General features: G+C 58.9%; 33 protein-coding genes. 32 read left to right on the plus strand and 1 reads right to left on the minus strand.

Features of this window, described 5'->3' with window-relative positions; translation table 11 throughout:
- Positions 1-45 precede the first annotated feature (45 nt).
- The 15 genes from P3T25_RS24790 (at position 46) to P3T25_RS24860 (ending at position 9287) form a co-directional block, all read left to right on the plus strand.
- Positions 46-441, plus strand: coding sequence for a hypothetical protein (locus P3T25_RS24790; RefSeq protein ID WP_429359191.1), 396 nt, complete (start codon positions 46-48; stop codon positions 439-441).
- A 507-nt stretch (positions 442-948) separates the two neighbouring features.
- The gene (locus P3T25_RS24795) at positions 949-1677 is read left to right on the plus strand and encodes a hypothetical protein (RefSeq protein WP_429359192.1); all 729 of its coding nucleotides are present in this window, start codon (positions 949-951) and stop codon (positions 1675-1677) included.
- A gap of 128 nt (positions 1678-1805) precedes the next feature.
- Positions 1806-2078, plus strand: a complete 273-nt coding sequence (locus P3T25_RS24800; protein ID WP_429359193.1) for a hypothetical protein — start codon at positions 1806-1808, stop codon at positions 2076-2078.
- Between the two features lie 177 nt (positions 2079-2255).
- A complete protein-coding gene (locus P3T25_RS24805) occupies positions 2256-3680 on the plus strand; it encodes an SPFH domain-containing protein (RefSeq protein ID WP_429359194.1) in 1425 nt (474 codons plus the stop codon).
- Positions 3681-4146: 466 nt separating this feature from the next.
- The gene (locus P3T25_RS24810) at positions 4147-4479 is read left to right on the plus strand and encodes a TrfB-related DNA-binding protein (protein WP_429359195.1); all 333 of its coding nucleotides are present in this window, start codon (positions 4147-4149) and stop codon (positions 4477-4479) included.
- Between the two features lie 10 nt (positions 4480-4489).
- Positions 4490-4837, plus strand: coding sequence for a TrfB-related DNA-binding protein (locus tag P3T25_RS24815; RefSeq protein WP_429359196.1), 348 nt, complete (start codon positions 4490-4492; stop codon positions 4835-4837).
- A gap of 139 nt (positions 4838-4976) precedes the next feature.
- Positions 4977-5378 carry a hypothetical protein gene (locus P3T25_RS24820; RefSeq protein WP_429359197.1) on the plus strand — a complete coding sequence of 134 codons (402 nt, stop codon included), beginning with the start codon at positions 4977-4979 and terminating at the stop codon, positions 5376-5378.
- A 14-nt stretch (positions 5379-5392) separates the two neighbouring features.
- On the plus strand, positions 5393-5560 hold the full coding sequence (locus P3T25_RS24825) for a hypothetical protein (protein ID WP_429359198.1): 168 nt from the start codon (positions 5393-5395) through the stop codon (positions 5558-5560).
- Complete coding sequence (locus P3T25_RS24830; protein ID WP_429359199.1) at positions 5557-5772, plus strand: hypothetical protein; 216 nt, start codon at positions 5557-5559, stop codon at positions 5770-5772. The genes P3T25_RS24825 and P3T25_RS24830 overlap by 4 nt, the downstream gene beginning before the upstream one ends.
- Positions 5773-5917: 145 nt before the next feature.
- Positions 5918-6667 (plus strand): hypothetical protein, encoded by a 750-nt coding sequence (locus tag P3T25_RS24835; RefSeq protein ID WP_429359200.1) that lies wholly within the window; start codon positions 5918-5920, stop codon positions 6665-6667.
- 28 nt (positions 6668-6695) lie between these two features.
- A complete protein-coding gene (locus tag P3T25_RS24840; RefSeq protein ID WP_429359201.1) occupies positions 6696-7070 on the plus strand; it encodes a hypothetical protein in 375 nt (124 codons plus the stop codon).
- A 17-nt stretch (positions 7071-7087) separates the two neighbouring features.
- Positions 7088-7402 (plus strand): hypothetical protein, encoded by a 315-nt coding sequence (locus P3T25_RS24845; protein WP_429359202.1) that lies wholly within the window; start codon positions 7088-7090, stop codon positions 7400-7402.
- A gap of 8 nt (positions 7403-7410) precedes the next feature.
- Positions 7411-7779, plus strand: a complete 369-nt coding sequence (locus P3T25_RS24850) for a hypothetical protein (RefSeq protein WP_429359203.1) — start codon at positions 7411-7413, stop codon at positions 7777-7779.
- 450 nt (positions 7780-8229) lie between these two features.
- Positions 8230-8922, plus strand: coding sequence for an AAA family ATPase (locus P3T25_RS24855; RefSeq protein WP_429359204.1), 693 nt, complete (start codon positions 8230-8232; stop codon positions 8920-8922).
- Positions 8919-9287 carry a hypothetical protein gene (locus P3T25_RS24860; protein WP_429359205.1) on the plus strand — a complete coding sequence of 123 codons (369 nt, stop codon included), beginning with the start codon at positions 8919-8921 and terminating at the stop codon, positions 9285-9287. The genes P3T25_RS24855 and P3T25_RS24860 overlap by 4 nt, the downstream gene beginning before the upstream one ends.
- 50 nt (positions 9288-9337) lie before the next feature.
- On the opposite strand, the gene P3T25_RS24865 is transcribed toward P3T25_RS24860, so the two are convergent.
- Complete coding sequence (locus tag P3T25_RS24865; protein WP_429359206.1) at positions 9338-9622, minus strand: hypothetical protein; 285 nt, start codon at positions 9620-9622, stop codon at positions 9338-9340.
- Positions 9623-9764: 142 nt separating this feature from the next.
- Between P3T25_RS24865 and P3T25_RS24870 the strand changes: the two genes are divergently transcribed.
- From P3T25_RS24870 to P3T25_RS24950, 17 genes are all read left to right on the plus strand, one after another.
- Positions 9765-10187, plus strand: coding sequence for a hypothetical protein (locus P3T25_RS24870; protein WP_429359207.1), 423 nt, complete (start codon positions 9765-9767; stop codon positions 10185-10187).
- On the plus strand, positions 10184-10630 hold the full coding sequence (locus P3T25_RS24875; protein WP_429359208.1) for a DUF6884 domain-containing protein: 447 nt from the start codon (positions 10184-10186) through the stop codon (positions 10628-10630). The genes P3T25_RS24870 and P3T25_RS24875 overlap by 4 nt, the downstream gene beginning before the upstream one ends.
- 21 nt (positions 10631-10651) lie before the next feature.
- Positions 10652-11335: an adenylosuccinate synthase gene (locus P3T25_RS24880; RefSeq protein ID WP_429359209.1), complete on the plus strand. Its 684-nt coding sequence runs from the start codon at positions 10652-10654 to the stop codon at positions 11333-11335.
- 76 nt (positions 11336-11411) lie between these two features.
- Positions 11412-12590, plus strand: a complete 1179-nt coding sequence (locus tag P3T25_RS24885) for a hypothetical protein (RefSeq protein WP_429359210.1) — start codon at positions 11412-11414, stop codon at positions 12588-12590.
- Positions 12591-12615: 25 nt separating this feature from the next.
- The gene (locus P3T25_RS24890; protein WP_429359211.1) at positions 12616-13314 is read left to right on the plus strand and encodes a hypothetical protein; all 699 of its coding nucleotides are present in this window, start codon (positions 12616-12618) and stop codon (positions 13312-13314) included.
- A gap of 148 nt (positions 13315-13462) precedes the next feature.
- Positions 13463-13792, plus strand: coding sequence for a hypothetical protein (locus P3T25_RS24895; RefSeq protein ID WP_429359212.1), 330 nt, complete (start codon positions 13463-13465; stop codon positions 13790-13792).
- A 176-nt stretch (positions 13793-13968) separates the two neighbouring features.
- On the plus strand, positions 13969-14187 hold the full coding sequence (locus P3T25_RS24900) for a hypothetical protein (protein WP_429359213.1): 219 nt from the start codon (positions 13969-13971) through the stop codon (positions 14185-14187).
- A 1-nt stretch (position 14188) separates the two neighbouring features.
- Positions 14189-14452: a hypothetical protein gene (locus tag P3T25_RS24905; protein WP_429359214.1), complete on the plus strand. Its 264-nt coding sequence runs from the start codon at positions 14189-14191 to the stop codon at positions 14450-14452.
- A gap of 15 nt (positions 14453-14467) precedes the next feature.
- Positions 14468-15130 carry a hypothetical protein gene (locus tag P3T25_RS24910; protein ID WP_429359215.1) on the plus strand — a complete coding sequence of 221 codons (663 nt, stop codon included), beginning with the start codon at positions 14468-14470 and terminating at the stop codon, positions 15128-15130.
- A gap of 141 nt (positions 15131-15271) precedes the next feature.
- Positions 15272-15514 carry a hypothetical protein gene (locus P3T25_RS24915; RefSeq protein WP_429359216.1) on the plus strand — a complete coding sequence of 81 codons (243 nt, stop codon included), beginning with the start codon at positions 15272-15274 and terminating at the stop codon, positions 15512-15514.
- Positions 15515-15525: 11 nt separating this feature from the next.
- Complete coding sequence (locus P3T25_RS24920; protein ID WP_429359217.1) at positions 15526-15747, plus strand: hypothetical protein; 222 nt, start codon at positions 15526-15528, stop codon at positions 15745-15747.
- Between the two features lie 124 nt (positions 15748-15871).
- Positions 15872-16111 (plus strand): hypothetical protein, encoded by a 240-nt coding sequence (locus tag P3T25_RS24925; protein WP_429359218.1) that lies wholly within the window; start codon positions 15872-15874, stop codon positions 16109-16111.
- A gap of 161 nt (positions 16112-16272) precedes the next feature.
- Positions 16273-16557: a hypothetical protein gene (locus P3T25_RS24930; RefSeq protein ID WP_429359219.1), complete on the plus strand. Its 285-nt coding sequence runs from the start codon at positions 16273-16275 to the stop codon at positions 16555-16557.
- A gap of 146 nt (positions 16558-16703) precedes the next feature.
- Positions 16704-16940 (plus strand): hypothetical protein, encoded by a 237-nt coding sequence (locus P3T25_RS24935; protein ID WP_429359220.1) that lies wholly within the window; start codon positions 16704-16706, stop codon positions 16938-16940.
- Between the two features lie 157 nt (positions 16941-17097).
- On the plus strand, positions 17098-17394 hold the full coding sequence (locus tag P3T25_RS24940; RefSeq protein ID WP_429359221.1) for a hypothetical protein: 297 nt from the start codon (positions 17098-17100) through the stop codon (positions 17392-17394).
- 5 nt (positions 17395-17399) lie between these two features.
- Positions 17400-17603 carry a hypothetical protein gene (locus P3T25_RS24945; RefSeq protein ID WP_429359222.1) on the plus strand — a complete coding sequence of 68 codons (204 nt, stop codon included), beginning with the start codon at positions 17400-17402 and terminating at the stop codon, positions 17601-17603.
- Positions 17604-17614: 11 nt separating this feature from the next.
- Positions 17615-17869: a hypothetical protein gene (locus P3T25_RS24950; protein WP_429359223.1), complete on the plus strand. Its 255-nt coding sequence runs from the start codon at positions 17615-17617 to the stop codon at positions 17867-17869.
- Positions 17870-17872 lie beyond the last annotated feature (3 nt).

Here is a 17872-nt window from a genome sequence, read left to right on the forward strand (position 1 = left end):
AAGCCCGCCGAGCGCGGGCTTTTTTGCGCCCCTTTCGTGTGACATGTGTTGACGCGAGTTAGTGAATCACGGATAATTACCATATCGAATTCACTACCGGCCACCATGACCAAACGACGCGCCAAACTGATTACCAGCGATGAGGCCGTGCAGGCGAAGTGCCAGCATAAAACGGCTTGTTCCGATTGCCCGTGGAAGCGTGATTCGCTTCGTGGTTGGCTTGGGGGCGCTACCCCGCAACAGTGGGTTGCGACCGCCCACAGCGACGCAGTAGTTGACTGTCACACGCTGAAAGGCGCACAGTGCGCGGGCATTGCGATCTATCGCCGGAACGTGGCGAAACTGGCCCCGCCGCCGAATATCCAGTTGGAGGCCGACCGCGAAAACGTTTTCGGTATGCCGACGCAGTTTGTCGAGTACCACGACATTTTCAAGAAGTGAATCCCATGTTCGTCATTGTTGACGTGATCGACTACCACGACAGCCGGAACATGGATGACCTGATCGACCGGGTAATTGTGCCCGCACTGCATCCGAAGGAGCCGGAATGAAAGTCCCGAGCGGGCAAATTCGCGTCAAGTTACCGCAAGTGCCCTGTCACTGCCGGGTAGAAAGCTGCGTCTACAACAAAGACGGCGTATGCGACGAACCGAGGATCAACAGGGCCAATAGCGACTCTGCTTGCCACCGGATAACCCCACGTCAGGTGATCGCGGACTATCTGATTTCCACCGTGGAAGCCCAATCCCTGAATTAACCGAGCGCGAGCGGCGCCCACCGAAGCCCCCGCATTGGGGCTTTTTTCAATTTGTGATGCAAATAATGCTTGACCGTACTTCGTGAATCACAGATAATTGAATCATTCGACAACGCGACGGGGAAGCGATGGAACAGCAACCGGTAAAGGTGGTTCAGACGTACTACGTCAGCACTGGCGCGAAGAACGCGATGTACACGCTCCGCTTTCGCCGTGACTACATGGGCCAGCCGGGTTACGCGAGCGACTTCATGCCCGACCATTACGTGTGCAATCTCGCCGCTGATGAACTGTTGGCAATCGAGAAGGGCCGCGCTTACGTTGACGCGTTCCGCGCACGCGTGGGCGAAACAGATACGTTCAGCATCGTGTTTGACGGCGAGGCAGACCGCGAGATTTACAAGCGCAGGGGCAAACTCAGCGTCAACGAGACCCGCAAACTCGAATTGGCTGAGTCGGGCGTTTTCCCGTTCGGCAAGCACAAGGACAAATCCGTTGGCGAAGTGGATCGCACTTACGTCCTGTATTGGGCCGACCAAGCAGGCAAAGGCGACCTTGATCCTGTGCTTCTCGCGATTGTCGGCATGTGTCAGGGCTACGCAGTGGAAAACGGCTTATTCGAGGCCCGGCAGGTTCAGCGAGAGGCCCGCCGCGTCGTTGATATGAAGTCGGTACACATCGGGACCGTGGGCGAGCGCCGTGACTTTGTAGGTGTGCTGGAATACGTGAGTCAGCCCCTCATGGGCGACCGCAGCGAATACCACGTCAACCGAATCCGTTGCGGCGATGACCTTGTTGTGTACTTCGGAAAGGCGTTGGGCGAGAAGGGATCGACCATCAAATTCCGCGCCACGGTCAAAAGTCACCCAATGAATGACGGCGTGAAGGAAACGCAGATCAACCGCCCCACCGAGAGCTAAACGAGACCCCGGCAGCAGACGAAGCCCCTCACCGAAGGGGCTTTCGCATTTGTGATGCAAATAATGCTTGACGTCAGTTGTTGAATCACGAATAATGGTTTCATTCGACAACGACCAACGGTGACAGAATGAAGACGACCAAGAAACTGATTGCAGCGCTTGTGGGAATGCCGAGCATCAAGAAAATCGAGTGGGCGGGCGCAATCATCGGCCTGCTTGGTTCGGCCCTGTTGTCCATGAACATTGCAACGTCAGGTTACGGATTCGTCCTGTTTCTGGTCTCCAACGCGTTCTGGATCGGCTACGGCATCAAGAACCACGCATGGGGCATGGTGACAATGCAAGCCGGTTACACCATGACGAGCCTCAACGGAATTATCCACTGGCTCCATGTCGTCTAATAGCCGCCTTACCCCGCCAAACCCGGCCTAGTGCCGGTTTTTTTGTTTGTGTGCCCCACCTATTTGTCACAGGGACGCGGACAAGTATTGACGAGCGTGATTCGAAAAGGTAGGATTCCGTTGCGCTTTCAACCCTGACCGCAACACAATTTCAACGCAGAAGAAAAGAGGAAAGAAATGGATTTGACCATCATTGCATCGGCAGTTGGCGCGGCGTTCGTCGCCCTTTCGGGTATTACCGCCGTGCGGCTCCGTCGCGTGGTCCCGACGAATATGGTTCACATCGTCCAGACGACCAAAAGCAGCAAGCCGTATGGTCGCGGCAAGCCCGCAGGCAACACGTACTACGCGTTTCCCACGTGGGTTCCGGTACTCGGTATCACCGTGACCGCGTTTCCCGAAAGCATCTTTCAGGTGCGGCTGGAAAGCTATCTGGCCTACGACTCGGCAACCGTGCCGTTCAAAATTACCGCCGTCGCATTCTTCCAGATTCAGGACGCGGAAACGGCGGCGCAACGTGTGGCGACGTTCCAAGCCCTGACCGACGACCTGGCATCCGTCATGCAAGGCTCGGTGCGCCGCGTGCTGGCGACGAACTCGCTGGAACACATCATGCGTGCCCGTGGCGAACTGTCCGAGGCGTTCACCAAGGAAGTGAAGGAACAAGTCGGCCAGTGGGGCGTTACCACGGTCAAGTCTATCGAGTTCATGGACGTTCACGACGCGGACGGCTATACCGTGATCGAAAACATGAAGGCCAAGGAAGTTTCGCGGATCGACATGGACTCGCGAAAGACCGTGGCGCAGAACAAGCAGGAAGCGCAATCGGCTGAAATCGCCGCCGCACAGGCCGTGGCCCTCAAGCAGCAGGAATCGGAACAACAGATCGGCAAGAGCAAGGCGGAAACGGCGAAACAGATCGGCTTGGCCGAGCAGACGGCGCAACAGGAAATCGGCGCGGCGAAGAAGACGACCGCCGAGCGCGAAATGGAAGTCCAGCGTGTGAACGAGGTTCAGGGCGCTCAGATTCGTGCGGAAGTCGCGACGGTCGAGGCGAATAAGGAAAAGGCCATCGCGATCATTCAGGCCGAGCAGAACAAGGAAACGGCGAGCGTCAACGCCGACGCGAAGAAAACCGCGCAAATCACGGAAGCGGAAGGTGCATTGTCCGCAGCCGAGAAGGAAGCACAGGGCACCCGCGCGAAGGGCGAAGCCGCAGCAGCAGCCCAAGAGGCAATGCTGATGGCTCCGGTCAACGCGCAAATCACGCTGGCCGAGAAGATCGGTCAAGACGAGGGCTACCAGCGCTACCTGATCGGCGTCAAGCAGATCGAAGCCGGTCAGGCCGTGGGTCTCGAAATGGCCCGCGCCATGCAAAAGGCCGAGTTGAAGGTGATCGCGAACGCTGGCGACGTGCAATCGGGTATCGCACACCTGGGCGATGCTTTCAGCAGTAAGGGCGGCATGAACCTCACGGGTATGCTCGCCACCCTGGGCGCTACGGACGTGGGCAAGGCGTTCCTGAATCGCCTCACCGGCACGCCGAACACCCCGGCAGTAGTCGCCGCAGCCGCAGAACCGGCAGAAGCAACCGTCGAGTAACAAGGCTCCCGCAGCACTCCCCGGCCCCGCCGTGCGAAAGCACCGAGCGGGGCTTTTTATATGCAGGGGCTTTTTCCTTTTTATGGACCCGGTTCCATGAAAAGTGACAGGTGTTGACGCGTGATTCAATGTGCGGGACAATTTGACCGGATAGGAACAGCGGAGCATCGCAAATGTACGTAATCGAAACTCAGGTCAGTGATGGACGGCTTGAGTGTTCGGGTGCGCATGGGGCGCTTGTCCGAGACGTACCCGTATCGAGAAAACCGATACCACGTCAGCCTAGACAGCCATGCGTCAGCAGCTATGAATTTCGTTCGCGATCAAGGATTGACGGTAGACTATCCGGTCTGGCACGCGGAGCGAACTGACACAGGATATGTGTTCGTTGCTCTCGCAAGCGCCAAGCTCAACGAGTACAAGCCGCAGTTTGACGTGGAACAATAATTTTTATAAGGCACAGCAAATGAGCATAACCACCGCAAAGGGCAGCACGGCTCGCGGAACCGGCCAGATGACGGCCAAGCAGTTCGATAAGGTCAAGGCCAAGGTCGGCCCGCAGTCGGAAGCCCGACTTGAAGCCGCTCGGCTTGTTCTGGTGGAGGGCGTCGCTGGAGCGGACGCAGGCAAGGAAGCGGGCATCCCCCGGCAGCGCGTCAATGACGTAGTGAATTTGTTTCTGCGTACTCGCGACGGCGTGCCCGACGATTGGGAACACGTCAGCGTGTGGCTCCCGCCCACCGAAGCCGCAAAGATGCGTGCCGACTACGACAAGGCGAAAGCCGCAATCGCCGCGTAAGGAGCGACCCATGACGAAGACAATCGCCAAGGTTGCCCCGCTCCACGTCGCGGCAGACAGCCAATTTCCCCGGATGACGGCCAAGGAGTTCAGCGCGATCAAGACCCGTTTGAAGCGCATGACGCCAGAAACCATCGAGGTTGCCCGCCGCATTTTCGTGAACGGCGAGCATTACGCAATCGTCGCGGACGCTACCGGCCTGAAACGCCAGCGTGTTCACTACATCGCAACCCGCGTGCTGGAAATCAAGGCCGAAATCCCCGCCGATTGGGAACAGGTTGAATGTTGGTTGCCCGCAGCCCTGGCCGCGAAGTGGCGAGAGGCAGAAACGAAGGCCAAAGCCAAGATCAAACGCTGATCGCCCCGCCCGGTCGAAACGAAAACCCGTCCCCGTGACGGGTTTTTCTTTTTCAATCACAGAAAATGCTTGACCCTGACTTGTCGTGATGCAATAATAAAAACTCGACAACGCAGGACTACAGCACACGGGGAGCGCCATGAACACCAAGCAGATCAAGTGCCGCCGCTGCGCAGGTTCGGGCAATGTGGGCGGTCCCGTGGTTTGCGCCGGTATCCCTGGCGGTTGCTTCAACTGCCTGGCAACGGGCAAGGTGTACGTCGATAAGTTCGCCGCCCAATTCGCCCGCGAGGCGGGTACGTTTTGGGGTATCACCAGCGACCAGCGTTGCGGCTCCCTGGTCCAGACCGTGAAGGCGATTACCCGTCAGCCGGAATCGGACCTGTTGCTGGATCGTCGCACGACCGCCAAGGCTATTACGGAAGAACAGGCCGAAACGTTTTTCCGCAAGTACGGCACCCGTACCATCGTGGCAACCCGCCCTTTTGTGGCCCGCGAGTTTCACGCCGATGACTTCAAAGCCGCTCGCGCAGCCGCCTAGCCCGAGGAACAGAAATGAGCATGGTTCAGCGACGCAATGACCGTGAATACTCCGCAAGCGCGGGCCGTGGCTCCCGTGGCGGTATCCAGACCGTGACCGTCAAGGCGAACACTCCGCAGGCCGCGTACACGAAGCTGCAACGCGTGGGCTACACGCGAATCAGCGGAATCACCGCGCTATGAGTGACCGCGCCTCTATGAGAGTTACGAAGCGCCCTACCCGGCTCGACCTGTTGAAAGTCGTGACAGAGCTTCAACACCTGATCGGTGAGGCCCACGGCCAGCACGCGAACGACCGCGACCGAAACAGTTTCGAGAAGGGGCAAAAGGTGCTTGAGCAGGCGCACGCCCTGTGCATCGAAGCCCGGTCTTTCGACCCGCCGACCGACTGTTAGCGGACGCTAAAACGCAGGCTATCCCGGCCCATCCGAAAGCCCATCCTTCACCGTTCTACCCCTTTCGTTAATGTGACAAGTATTGACGCCGTGATTCATGAATGATACAGTTCCTCCTTCAATACCCAACAACGAACGGGAAGCGATGACGCAGAAAGCCACCGAGACCACGGACAAGCCTCCGACCGGCGCGACCATTGAATTTTCGCGTTACTGTGGCGAGCAATCGAATCGTCTGAAAGCCACGAATCCGCGTCTGACGCATGCCGAGGTTTTCGCCGTGATTGCATCGGACCTGTGGCATGTCGTGAATGCGGATATGCGATTCCGCAGCACCGTCGCCGGGATGCTTGACCTCATCGACAGCGGCCAGTGGCCCGAAAACGTTGCCGCGACAAAGGCACCGGGCGACGAACTGGCGGTGCGACTGGAAGCCACCTTCGGCAGACTCATTATCGAAGCCGGGGCCGCTTGTGTCGCCCGTGGTGAGGGCTTGACGCCTGTGCGTGGTGTGGATGCAGCAAAGATGGCCGAGCGTTTTGCCGCAATGCTGAAACTCCGGGTCCGGGGATCGACCGATGCCGAGTTCATCGCGTCCCTTGTTGAAGAATTTCAAGACCTGATCGACGCAGCCGCCGACAACGCGCAACAGGCGGCGACCGTGACGCAATTCGAAGGCGCACCGTTGAGCCTGATTCCCGAATTGGTGAAGGCGAACGAAACTGCCGTCAACGCCGCAGTATTGGATATGTCCGACCGTGCAGCGACGTGGCGAGCCGGGGCCGAGACTCACGCGCCGGTCACGGGTCGCGAATACGCATCGTTCTGTGACGGCTTCGAAGCCGGTATCGCAGCCCTACTCGGTGCCTTGCAAGGCCAGTACGTGGGCCAGTAAGCCCTAACCCTCCCCTTTGGAGACCATCATGAAGAAAACCCTTGTCGCTTTCGCCGCCCTTGTTGCTTTCGCTTCGGGCGTGGCCCACGCAGGAACGCCCGCCCCCGCGAGTGCGAGCGCTCCGCAGCAGTTTTCGCCGCCGTGGTCCGTGGTGAACGAGAAATGCGACCAAGGCCCCGGCCCCGAGTCGGTCTACGGCTATGACGTGAAAGACCACCTGATGCAGTGCGACCGGCACGGCAAGTGGGCGTATGTTCCCATGAGCGCGAATGACCGGCTCGACACGCTGATCGAGACGAACCGTGCGATTTTGGCGACGCTCACGCAGATGCAGACGCAGCAGACGGCGCAGGCCGAAGACTGGCATATGTGGGTTCAGGACCACGCAACCGCAGCGAAGTAACCAAGCAGGAGGCCCGCATGAAAGACTATTTTGCGGACAGTCCAGGCGGCAGGGTCGCGCTGGCGAAGATCAAGCCTGCATCCCCGAATTTCCGCCTGTACGCGGCTGGCTGGATCGAGAAAGGCCCGCCCGCGAACTGGAATACGATGAAGTTCGCAGGGGCCGAGTTCCGCGCCGCGAAGACTGGCCCCAACAAGGGTAAGTTGACCGTCGAAATCCCCGGTACGCGCTGTTCCGTCTGCGTGACGAAGGACGAAATGCGGAAGGCCGAGAAGAAGCGTAACAAACAGGACTTGGCCGAGGCAGAAGCCCGAGTCTCCCGACACGTATAGGCACGAACATGATCCCCTCAAACGTCAAAGCGTTTTTCAAGCTGCACCGGCCTTGCAAGAATTGTCCGTTCCGCAAGGCCGGGGCGATTGAGCTTGAGTCGGGGCGCGTGGAGGGGATCATCGACGGTTTGGTACGTGACGACCATAGTACGTTTCACTGTCACAAGACGGTCCACAATCCCCGCACAGGCGGCGAATGGGACGATGAAGGCAACTACACGGCGAGCGGACGCGAGAGCATGTGCGCCGGGGCGATGATCTACCTTGAGAAGATTGGACGCCCCACGGTAGGAATGCGGATCGGTCGATTGGTCGAAGCCTACGACCCTGACCGATTGGCCCCATCCTTCGGCGTCGTGATCGACCCACCGGTTTGATCCCGACTCAATCACCCTACCCTTTGAGAAAACGAATATGAGCGACACTGAAAACGCAACCAACAGTCAGTCCCCGCAGCCGCCCGCAGACGGAGCGCCCGCCTTTGTCAATGTCCGTGTGGAAGTCCAGGCATTCCATCTTTTCTGTTTTTGCCTGACGGTTTTTGTTGGCGGTGGCGTTGTCGGTATGCAGCTTGTAGGCCGCGCGCCCGTTGAATGGGGGGCGACCGTGCCTGTCGCCGTTTGTGCCGTGGTGAGCGCGCTTCTCCTGTGGAGAACAGCCCGCCTAAGCCGATAGGCCCCCTATCAGACCCGCACTAGCCGCCCGCCGAGGCGGTTTTTTCGTTCTGTCCCCGGTTGACGCGTCAGCGTCGCGCTCCTATGATGCGCCTAGCCTCCCCCGTGGAAGCTACCAAGGCTACCCAGGCTACCAACCGGAGACTAGAGCCGATGCCAATCATTGTCCTCGTTTCGCCCAAAGGCGGCGTAGGAAAAACCACGTCCGCACTCGTTCTAGGCACCAGCCTAGCCCACCAAGGCGCGTCAGTGACGATGATCGACGCCGACCCTAACCGTCCCCTCAAAGCGTGGTCCGAAGGCCAGCCGAAGCCGGGAATATCCGTTATTTCAGACGTTGACGAGGATTCGATTCAGGATCGCATTGACGAGGCCGCGACACAGACGGCATTCGTCATCGTTGACCTGGAAGGCACGGCGGGCAAAATCGCCCTGTTGGCCGTCGCATGTGCCGACCTTGTGCTGATCCCCATGCAGGCGTCGCAACTGGACGCCGCACAGGCCAGCAAGGCGCTCAAAGTGGTCCGTCAGCAGGAACGCATGAGCGGGCGTCATGTGCCTCACGCTATCTTGTGGACGCGTACCAGCGCCGCAATCAGATCGCGGACCCGTGCTGCACTGGCCGACGACTTGCGCGGGATTGGCGTCCCGATGCTTTCGGTTGAGCTATGCGAGCGCGAGGCATTCCGCGCCATGTTCTCGTTTCGCTTGACGGTCTACGAAATGGACGGTGAAGTGTCGAACGTGGCACGCGCACGCGATAACGCATTGGCACTCACGGATGAAGTGTTGAGCATGATTCGGGAGCAGCAGCAACCGGCGCAGGCGCGGGGGCAACGGGCATGAGCAAGAACACTAACGCGAGCAATGTCGCACGTGTGAGCCCCTTCGATGAGGTTGAGGATGAGGCGCGGCCCCCGGCACCTGTAGCCGACCGATCCCGCTCACTGGCCGAAGAATTCCAGCCCGAGACCCGGAGCCGCAGACCGGCAATCACACCCGAGCAGACAAACCGATTGGCCGAGGCCAACGGGTTCCGGTCCAGCCGCCCCGTGTATCGTGATCGGCAAATCAACATCAAAGCGGCCTCGCATGAAATCGACCGGATGCGTGATCTTGCCTACATTCACCGGATCACCTTGGGTCAGTTGCTTGCAGAAGCACTCGACGCATGGGAGGAAAGACTAAAGCGGGATCAAGTCCGCAAGTGACACAAAAAAGCCCCGAGTGACGGGGCTTTTTCTTTGGCGGCGGGGGCGAATCAGCAGCCGTCGCAGTGAAACGGCTTAATCGCCATCATGGCCTTTTCGATCAACGCATCCAGTGCGCGAACCTCGATCATGTCCTGACCGGCATCCGTGGCCGTGTTGACCGCAAATTCGATTGCTTCGTCCGTGGCGCTCCAGGCGAAGAACCGGAGTAGGTAATCGCCGTTCGACCCCATCGGTCGGCCCTTTTCATCGTACAGGGCGCGGTGATACCAGACAGCGAATCCTGAGACCTCACGAACGCACGTCACCTTTGCGGTGGACTTGTGCGCGAACATGTCTGCGAATGTCGTGTCATCAACCGATTCATATTTGTGATAGTGGACGGTTTGTTATCCTGTCTTAACGAGTGACAAGTATTGACGTGATTCGAAAACGTCCGTAGAATCCTGCTCATCTACTCAACGACGCGGCGACGAAATGGAAATGCTGAATGAACTGCACGTGTTGAGCGCCAACGAAGAAGCGATGGAAGAAGCGATCCAGCAATTCGAAGGCAGCAGCACGGGGGAAGCGTTGAAGTGTGTCCTGCACGCACAGAGGCAGGTCCGCAGCTATTTTGTGGCTCACGCGAAGGCACCGCCCCCCGCTCCCGTGCCGTCGAAATGGAATTGTGAATCGCCGACCGAGCAAGGGCTTTACTGGCACTGGACGGGAGACCTTGACGCGAAACCGCTCCCGCTTGAAGTCCTGTACTCGGGTATGACGAGAACCTGTTTCGTTGCCGCAGGCCAGTACGGAATCCGGCTCGCGACCGACTGTGACAAGTACGGCGGCTACTGGCAAAAGGTGATCGTCCCGGCGCTTGATGAGGGAATCGGTTTTCACGGGAGCGTCGCATGACCAATGCCCTACTCGTTATCGCGTGTTCGGGCCGGAAAGGCGATGCACCGGCCCACGCGCTCGACCTGTACAGGGGTGTCATGTATCAGTCCTACCGGGCGAACGTGGGTCAGGCAAAGCCGCACGTCATCATCTTGAGCGCCCTACACGGGTTTATTCGGGGCGATGCTGTGATCGTCCCCTACGAACAGATGATGAGCGAGACACGCGCCGCAGAAATCACGGCCCGTTTGCAAGTCTTCGACCCGCAGGCGTGGCCGCGAGCGGATAACGTCATGTTCGCCGGTTCCGGTTTGTATCGCCGCGTAATGCTCGCGGCACTGCACCGGCAGCGCTTGGGCGGATTCAGGTTTGACCTTTCGGCGCTGCACCAGACCACGGGCGGCATTGGAATGCAAAGGCAGCAGTTAGGCCAGTGGTTACGCCGTCTCGACAACGAATAACGATTTTGCAGCAAGACCAATATGGCCTGGACACACCCTGAACTCTGCGACTTTGCCGTGAAATGGCTGATGCGACCGGCAAGCCAGAGCGGCCCCGGATGCTCGACCGCTTTTAGCGAGACCAAAGGCGACTGGAACGGCGAGAACCCGGATGCAATCGGATTCAGGGCCGGTGTCTACGCGGAATGCTCAATCCTGATGGAGTGCAAGACGAGCCGGGCGGACTACTTGGCCGACTTCAAAAAGCCGCACCGGATCAACCCGGCAACTGGTATGGGCCAGTACCGCTACTACATGGCACCCGAAGGGCTTTTGCAGCCCGAGGAATTGCCGACCGGTTGGGGCTTGATCGAAGTGACGAGCCGGGGGCACATAAAGCCGCGTACAGGGCATGTATTCCTTCGCAGGGACGATCCCGACCCGTGGAAGTGGGAGCGCAACCACGGAGCGGAATGGACGCTTTTGGCGCGAATGCTGGCCCGTGTTGGCGACGTGGAAGCGTTACAGAAGCGATTGAAAACCGCGTTGAACGACAAACACCGGTTTGCAAAAGCGAATGACACACTACGGCGTCAGAACGAGGACTTAGGCCGCGAACTTTACTTGGCCCGATTCCCTGAAGAAACTACGGCACCCGGCCCACGGGCACGGGTACGCCGCGTGACAGCAGCCGCAACACCGATAGACGAACAGGAACCGATATGAACGTCACGTTGCCGAAGGGCACGATCATTGAATGCGAGGCTACCGAAGCCGCGCCCGAGAAGAAGTGAGAGACCAGATGACGAACGAACAACAGGCGCAACTCGTTAAAGACGTGAACGCGCTAAAAAAGAATGTCCCCGGCGATTTCCTGGGCGACCCGAAGCGCAATCCCACCATGGCGCTCAAAATCGGCTACAACGAGGCGATTGAGGACGTGGGCCGTCTGTTGCTGGCCCTGACGAGCGCCGACCAAAGCGCCGCCGTGGCAGACGACTTGGCCGCAGGCTTGGGCCTGAATCAGCACGCGGACGCCGCCGCTTCGCAGCCCCTACCCGGCTCGCTTTGCCTGTTGGTTGACGCCCCGAAGCACACGCAACTCATTGACTACCAGCTTGCCCCGGAGAATGGCGCACCCTACGTCCTCACCGGGGTTCCCGTGGGCGCGGTGCGGATTCAGCCGGAAGGCAAAAAGTCGCACCCGCTTATCACCGACCACTCTACCGCGTGGAAATTCATGCAAGCGGCCCGGAAAATCGGATTCGCGAGCAACGATGACATTGGCCTTGACCGTCTGGAAGTCGGGGCAGAAGTCGGTAACGACCCCACGGAGATTCCCAATGTCTTCGTGTTCCTGAACCAGACCGATTGCATCCACTTCACGCCGATTCTCGAAACGTTGCGCGATTGGCCGAGCGAAGACCACGAATGCGCGTACGAGAACGGCGACGGCAATTGCCGCGAGTGCAGCGCCCTTGCCGCGCAGGCGAAGGTCTCACCCGCACCCGTGCCCGCGCACCTGATCGGCTTGCGCTCGCTTTTCCACATGCTGCACGCGGAAGCCGCAGAGACCGGCGCGCAGCCGAAGGAACTGATGCCCGAAGTCCACAGCTACGACGAACGCATATCGTTTTCGTCCGCCGCCTATAACGCAGGCTTCGCTATTACCCTGTACATCGACGGCGGGCAGCGCTCGACGGAAGCGCTCGACTCGCTTAACCGCGTGCTGGATCGCCCGTTCGGCACCATTTCGCTTGCCGTTCGCGCTCTTGTGTTCGCCCTGTACCAAGGGGGCTACCCGATCCAGTGGCGGCACCATGACGGCGCACAATGGTACGAGACGCCCGCGTGTTTCACCTGGCGTGGCGACGTGTGCTACCGCGTGACCCCGGCCCCGAGCTTGCCCCCGGCAGAGCCGAAGCCTGACGGCGACGGGGGAGCAGTCCTAAGCCGCGCCCGCCGATCCTGTACCCTTTAGGCCCCCACCATAACGAGAAAATGCAATGCCGTTTCTTGCGATTAGCTGTTTCTTGATGTACGCCAACCTCATTGCCGCCTTTCGCTATACGGTGCGTGAGGGCGAGCAATCTAGGCTGTTAGGTGCGGGGCACATGCTCGCCTGTGCGGTTTCCGCATTCGCGTTTCTGTTCGGGGTCGAACTATTGATTTTCGACCGCGACGGGGGAATCTCAGGAAACGCCTACAACTGGACGCCGCTCGCTTACCTTGTGTTCGGCGTGTTGAGCCTCATCCTGTTCGCGATCAAGCTGTACAGGAAGGCACGCGACCCCGGTAAGGGCGGCATAGGCATTGTGTTCGGCATGACGTTGTGGGCCGTTATGGCAAGCCTGTATATCAGCGCAACCACGGTCGATCATTTTCTGTTTTTCCGAGACCGCGAGCATACCGGCCTGATCGCCGCCGACTTTTCGGGGGAGAACTTGACTTGTTCGGGCGGGATGGTCCTTGTCCGGTTTGAAGGCGAGACCGCGATTTACCGATGCCCGCAGTCGGTTAGCTTTGGCCGCGACTATGGCGAACCGTTTGTGCCGTGGCCGAGCTACATCGAGGGATCAAGCGCCACGATGAAAGGCCGGATCGACGCCCTGCTGTCTCAGGCGCAGAAACCCGGCATCGTTTCGGTTCCGTCTGGAGACCTCAAAGTGATGCCGCACGCGAGAGACGGGAAAACCGGCGACTGACGGCCACATATCGCGCAGCACCCGACGAACCCGCCCACTGTGGCGGGTTTTCTTTTTCTAGTTACATGTATTGACGAATCACGAAAACATGGGGCACAATAGCGGTACGCAATAACGAACAAGAACGCCCGACTACGGGGACACGGGAATGAGCCTGGACGGAATCGAATCACAAATCGTTAATCGCCTGCTTGACGCGATTTTCTACAACGAGAAGCCGCGCTATCAAGTCACGATCCATGACGGCGAAAACGAAACGGCATTGCTGCACGCCCGAACGGCCGTGCGCCGGGAAATGGCGGCGACCGAGCGCGATACCGTTCACCTTTGGACGCGAGACGACAAGGGTGAAATGCAACGCGCGGGTCATGTTGTGCTGATCTACGGCAACGGACGCGACCTGATTAGCGACTACTCGCTGATTCTGGAAGACCTGTTGAAGCCGGTCACGGATTGGGCTTTAAGCGAACTGGCATGAACCCGTGACCTGTACTCAGTGCAAACGAGTATTCGAGTGGTGCAACACCCACCGGGCATTGTCCACTCCCCCCGAGAACCCGCCGACGAGCGGGTCTTTTTTTCGTGATTCTAATTGTGTTGCTGAATCACAGTAAGTGCGATAGAATGCCCTCATTCGACAACGGGGGAAGCAGCATGGAAGCACTGTTCATTTTCTACGCGGCAGACGAAGGCCACACGCATCTGTTCGTGGACCTGACGCCGGTAACGTGCGACGGCGCGAGCGAAGAAGAAGCGCTTGAATGGGCCTACGAGAAGCACGGACAGGGCCGCACGATCCACAATGTAGACACGGGAACCCGCGAATACCTGACCGAACGCCTGAACACCGCTTTCCATTACGCGAAGGACTGAAATGAAAGAGATTCTGAAAGTCGTTACCCCGGTTGGTACGTTCACCCGAGAAACCGCCACGCCGTACAAATTCGCGAAGGTATGGGCCGCTCCCCGCTTCCGGCACGCATTTGAGTCCGGGGCAACGGTCGGAAAGCCTGGGCACTGGACTAAAAACAAGGGTTACGAAGTGACGTTCCACCAGACCCGCGAGGCAGCAGAAGCCGCAAAATGCAAGTGGGTGAGTGACGCGACCTTGATCGGCGTGTTTCCCGTCAGCGAATAACCGGAGGCCCGCCCCGTGTTCAAACTGAAATGGCCGCAGTTCCCTAGCCCGTATTGGTTCAACGGGCGCTACTCGGAACACCGTGGCATCGTGGCCGAGGATGGCACCGTGCCCGTGTACGGCAGCGCTTTGGAATTGCTGGACGGCGTTATGCCGCCCGCAGGAACCGAAGTCATCATTACGCCGCAGCGTTTTCACCTGGACGCCGAGACGGCGGAAGAAGTGACCGCCCGCAAGGCCCGTGAAGCAGCCGAGCGCGAGGCGTATCAAGCGCAACAGGATCGCGAATACCGCGACCGGCAAGACAAATGGCAGCGGGAGGCAGAGGCAGCGAACGCCCTACTTCGAATCCCGGTGCGCTGGACTTCGGGCCTGAAAACGGTGCTTTCCGGCCTTTCACAGAACAGCATGGGGACCGGCACCAACCGCCGTTCTGTCGCGCATATCCTGTTGCTTGAACCGCTCGACGCGGGCACCCTTCACCGGCCCGCCAATTCGTTTCTCTGCACCGCCGAGAGCGGCACGAACGGCAAGCAGTGGACTGCGCAGCTACACACGCTGAGTGTTGGCAGCAAAGGCCCCTACGTCAGCCAGATAACGTGCCGTCAGTGTCTAAAGTTGGCGAGCCGATGGAAGGATTCAGATAGCGGCGTGGCTCCCGAATTGATCCGAGGTTGACCGACCGCAGAAGCGAATTAACCAACCCACAGAAAGAACCCGCCTTGTGCGGGTTTTTCGTTTTGCGGCGTGACATGTGTTGACTTGTGTTATTGAATCACGGATAATCGGTTTATTCGACAACGATGCAACGGAACCCCGATGAAGCTCCCGAGAACCGCAACCCGACTGCTGGCCCGCCGTGAGACCGAAGGCGCACGGATCGTTTGCACGGGTGCGCATGAATCGGGAGCCGCCCGCGCTTTAGTCGCCGCAGGCCTGGCCGTCCGGTACGACAACCAGAGCCGCACGATTGCCGGTCGGACGTACTGGAATCACTTCACCCGCCGTTACTGCACGGCTCGACCCCATACCGACATTGGCGGCATCCTTTACTTCGCATGACAGGAGAGTAGATGAAGAAGACCGACGAACAGCGGCACGAATCCCGGTTGAAGAAACAGGGCCGCTTGATTGATACCATGCTTTCCCCGAGCTTGCTTGCCCCCGAAAAGGCTCACCTGACGACGCCCCAAAAACGGCTTATGCGGCGTTACTGGCGACTGGCCGCGCGAAGGCTCGACCTAAATTGCGCAGAGGCAGCGAACGCCCGCAGAATCGCTCGCAGTCACCACTGACCGCTCGACCCGAAACGAACCCGCCTCAGTGCGGGTCCTTCATTTGTGATGCGAAAAGCCGTTGACACTCGTTGTTGAATCACAGATAATGTCTTTCATCGACAACACACGCAGGAGCCGCAACATGGATGCAGAAACGAGGGACATTCTGAACAAGCTCGACGCGATGGCGACCGGCCAATTCTATTTTGGGGCCGCAGTGGTGAAGGCGCTCGAAAAGTTCACCGGCATTACCAGCGAGGAACGGGCAATGCTTATCCGTTTCCGCGACGGCACGCACCGTGGCACCGATCATGTGGAGTTGCAACAGTTCGCAATCGACGTTCGACGCCTTGCCAACAATTCCGCATTGGCGGCACTGTAAGAGCCGCCACGCAGGTAAAGCGCGAGAACCGGGAGTTTGACCGCTCCCCGACCCTGAACCCGCCCCAGGCGGGTTTTTCGTTTGTGATTCAAAATGGCTTGACGCGTAGTTATTGTGATGCGACAATTGCACTTATCGACAACGCCCCTACAGGAGCCAGCATGAGTCAGAAAATCACCCGCGATCAAGCCACGTTCGCCAGCATTCGCGACCTGATTGGAAACAGTCTCCAACAGCACCGGTTCGACGTGGAAGGCGGCGAGGCAATTGCGGCCCGCGTCAAAGTCACGACTCGCGCCGGTCTCATTCACACGAAGCGACTGCACGCAGTTTTGCGTTACAGCAACAACAAGTGCGAGCGATACACGGAGCAGCCGAACGGCAATTTCAAGCGCACGGGCCTGTTTGTCGCCACGGCGGAGGAATTCGCGGGCGTGACCGTATAACGACCACCCTATAGCTTGCAGAGAAAACCCGCCGACCGTGGCGGGTTTTTACTTTGTGACACAAATAATGCTTGCGGCACTTGTTGAATCACGATAACATGTTGATATCGACAGCGCAGTACCAACAAGGCAAAGGAGCCGAAACGATGAACACCACGACCAACGCAATCGCAGTCCCGCAGACCCACAATCCGACGATGAAGGTTATCGGATTCGAGAGCGTGGCAGTAGCGAAGGCGTACAAGGAGCAGCACGGCGGTTGGGTCTTCGAAACGTCCGTGACGCTCCCCGATCACCTGGTATGGTGGTTCGACATGTGCCACACGCCGACGCGAGTAATGACGCATCCTTGCGTGCGAGGCATGAGCGGAAAGCTGATCTAAGCTGTTCCCCACCCGACTAACCCGCCCACTGTGGCGGGTTAGTCGTTTCTGGCCCGTCGAAAGTTTTATCTCTTTTTGTGATTCAGTGCTTGACACCAGCGTTGTTGTGATTCATAATGTATTTCATCGACAACGCAGAAACGCAGGGGGAAACGAAATGCTCTACGCACCTGAACTCGGACAGAAACCGGAGCCGCGCCTGTTCCACTCGGAACACTGCTACCAGTCGCTTTACGAACTGGCTTGGAAGGTGGAAGACGACGCGCAGGCCCGCGAGGTCATGAAGAAGCTGCGCATTCGCCCCGCACGGTCGGAAATCGAGAAGCGCGAGCAGGGCAAGCACCTGACCGCCGACCGCCTCAAATCCGATATTTTCATGTGCTGTATCACCAGCGAAGCGAATCGGAAGCTGATGGACGCGGACGTTACCGCCAAACGCGAGCTTTTGGATTGATAGCGATGACCGGAATAGAACTGGCGAAGGCGATACGGGCGGCAACGGGGAAGGTTTCAATCCCCATGCTGGCCGTGAATGAAGTTCCGTACATCAACGCCGAAAAGTCGGACCTGATTGCGTGGGCGCGTCGGATCGGTGACGGTGAAACCTTTATGACGCTTGAGCGTGACGGCGACGCGTGGATGATCGTTAAGGCGCAGGACTAACAGGAGCAGATATGACGTTCGAACAATGGAAGCGCCGCCCGGTGTATGTGGCGCAGTGCAAGACGGCAAGCCTGGCAATGAGCATGGGCGAGAGCACCCCGATGCTTCGCCTGTTGCCCGCGTACAGGACGCCCGCAGTGCAGAAGGCGCGCAATCGCGTCGCAGACGCCGCCCGCGCCCTTCGCGCACAAGGCAAGGCCGCGAAGTGGCCGAAAGATGAAGTCGCCCGAGCAACCCCGCTTTCCGCCGTGCTGGCGAACGTATAAGGA

Origin of the sequence: Paraburkholderia sp. GAS32, assembly GCF_050434225.1 — a bacterium.
Taxonomy (GTDB): Bacteria; Pseudomonadota; Gammaproteobacteria; order Burkholderiales; family Burkholderiaceae; genus Paraburkholderia; species Paraburkholderia madseniana.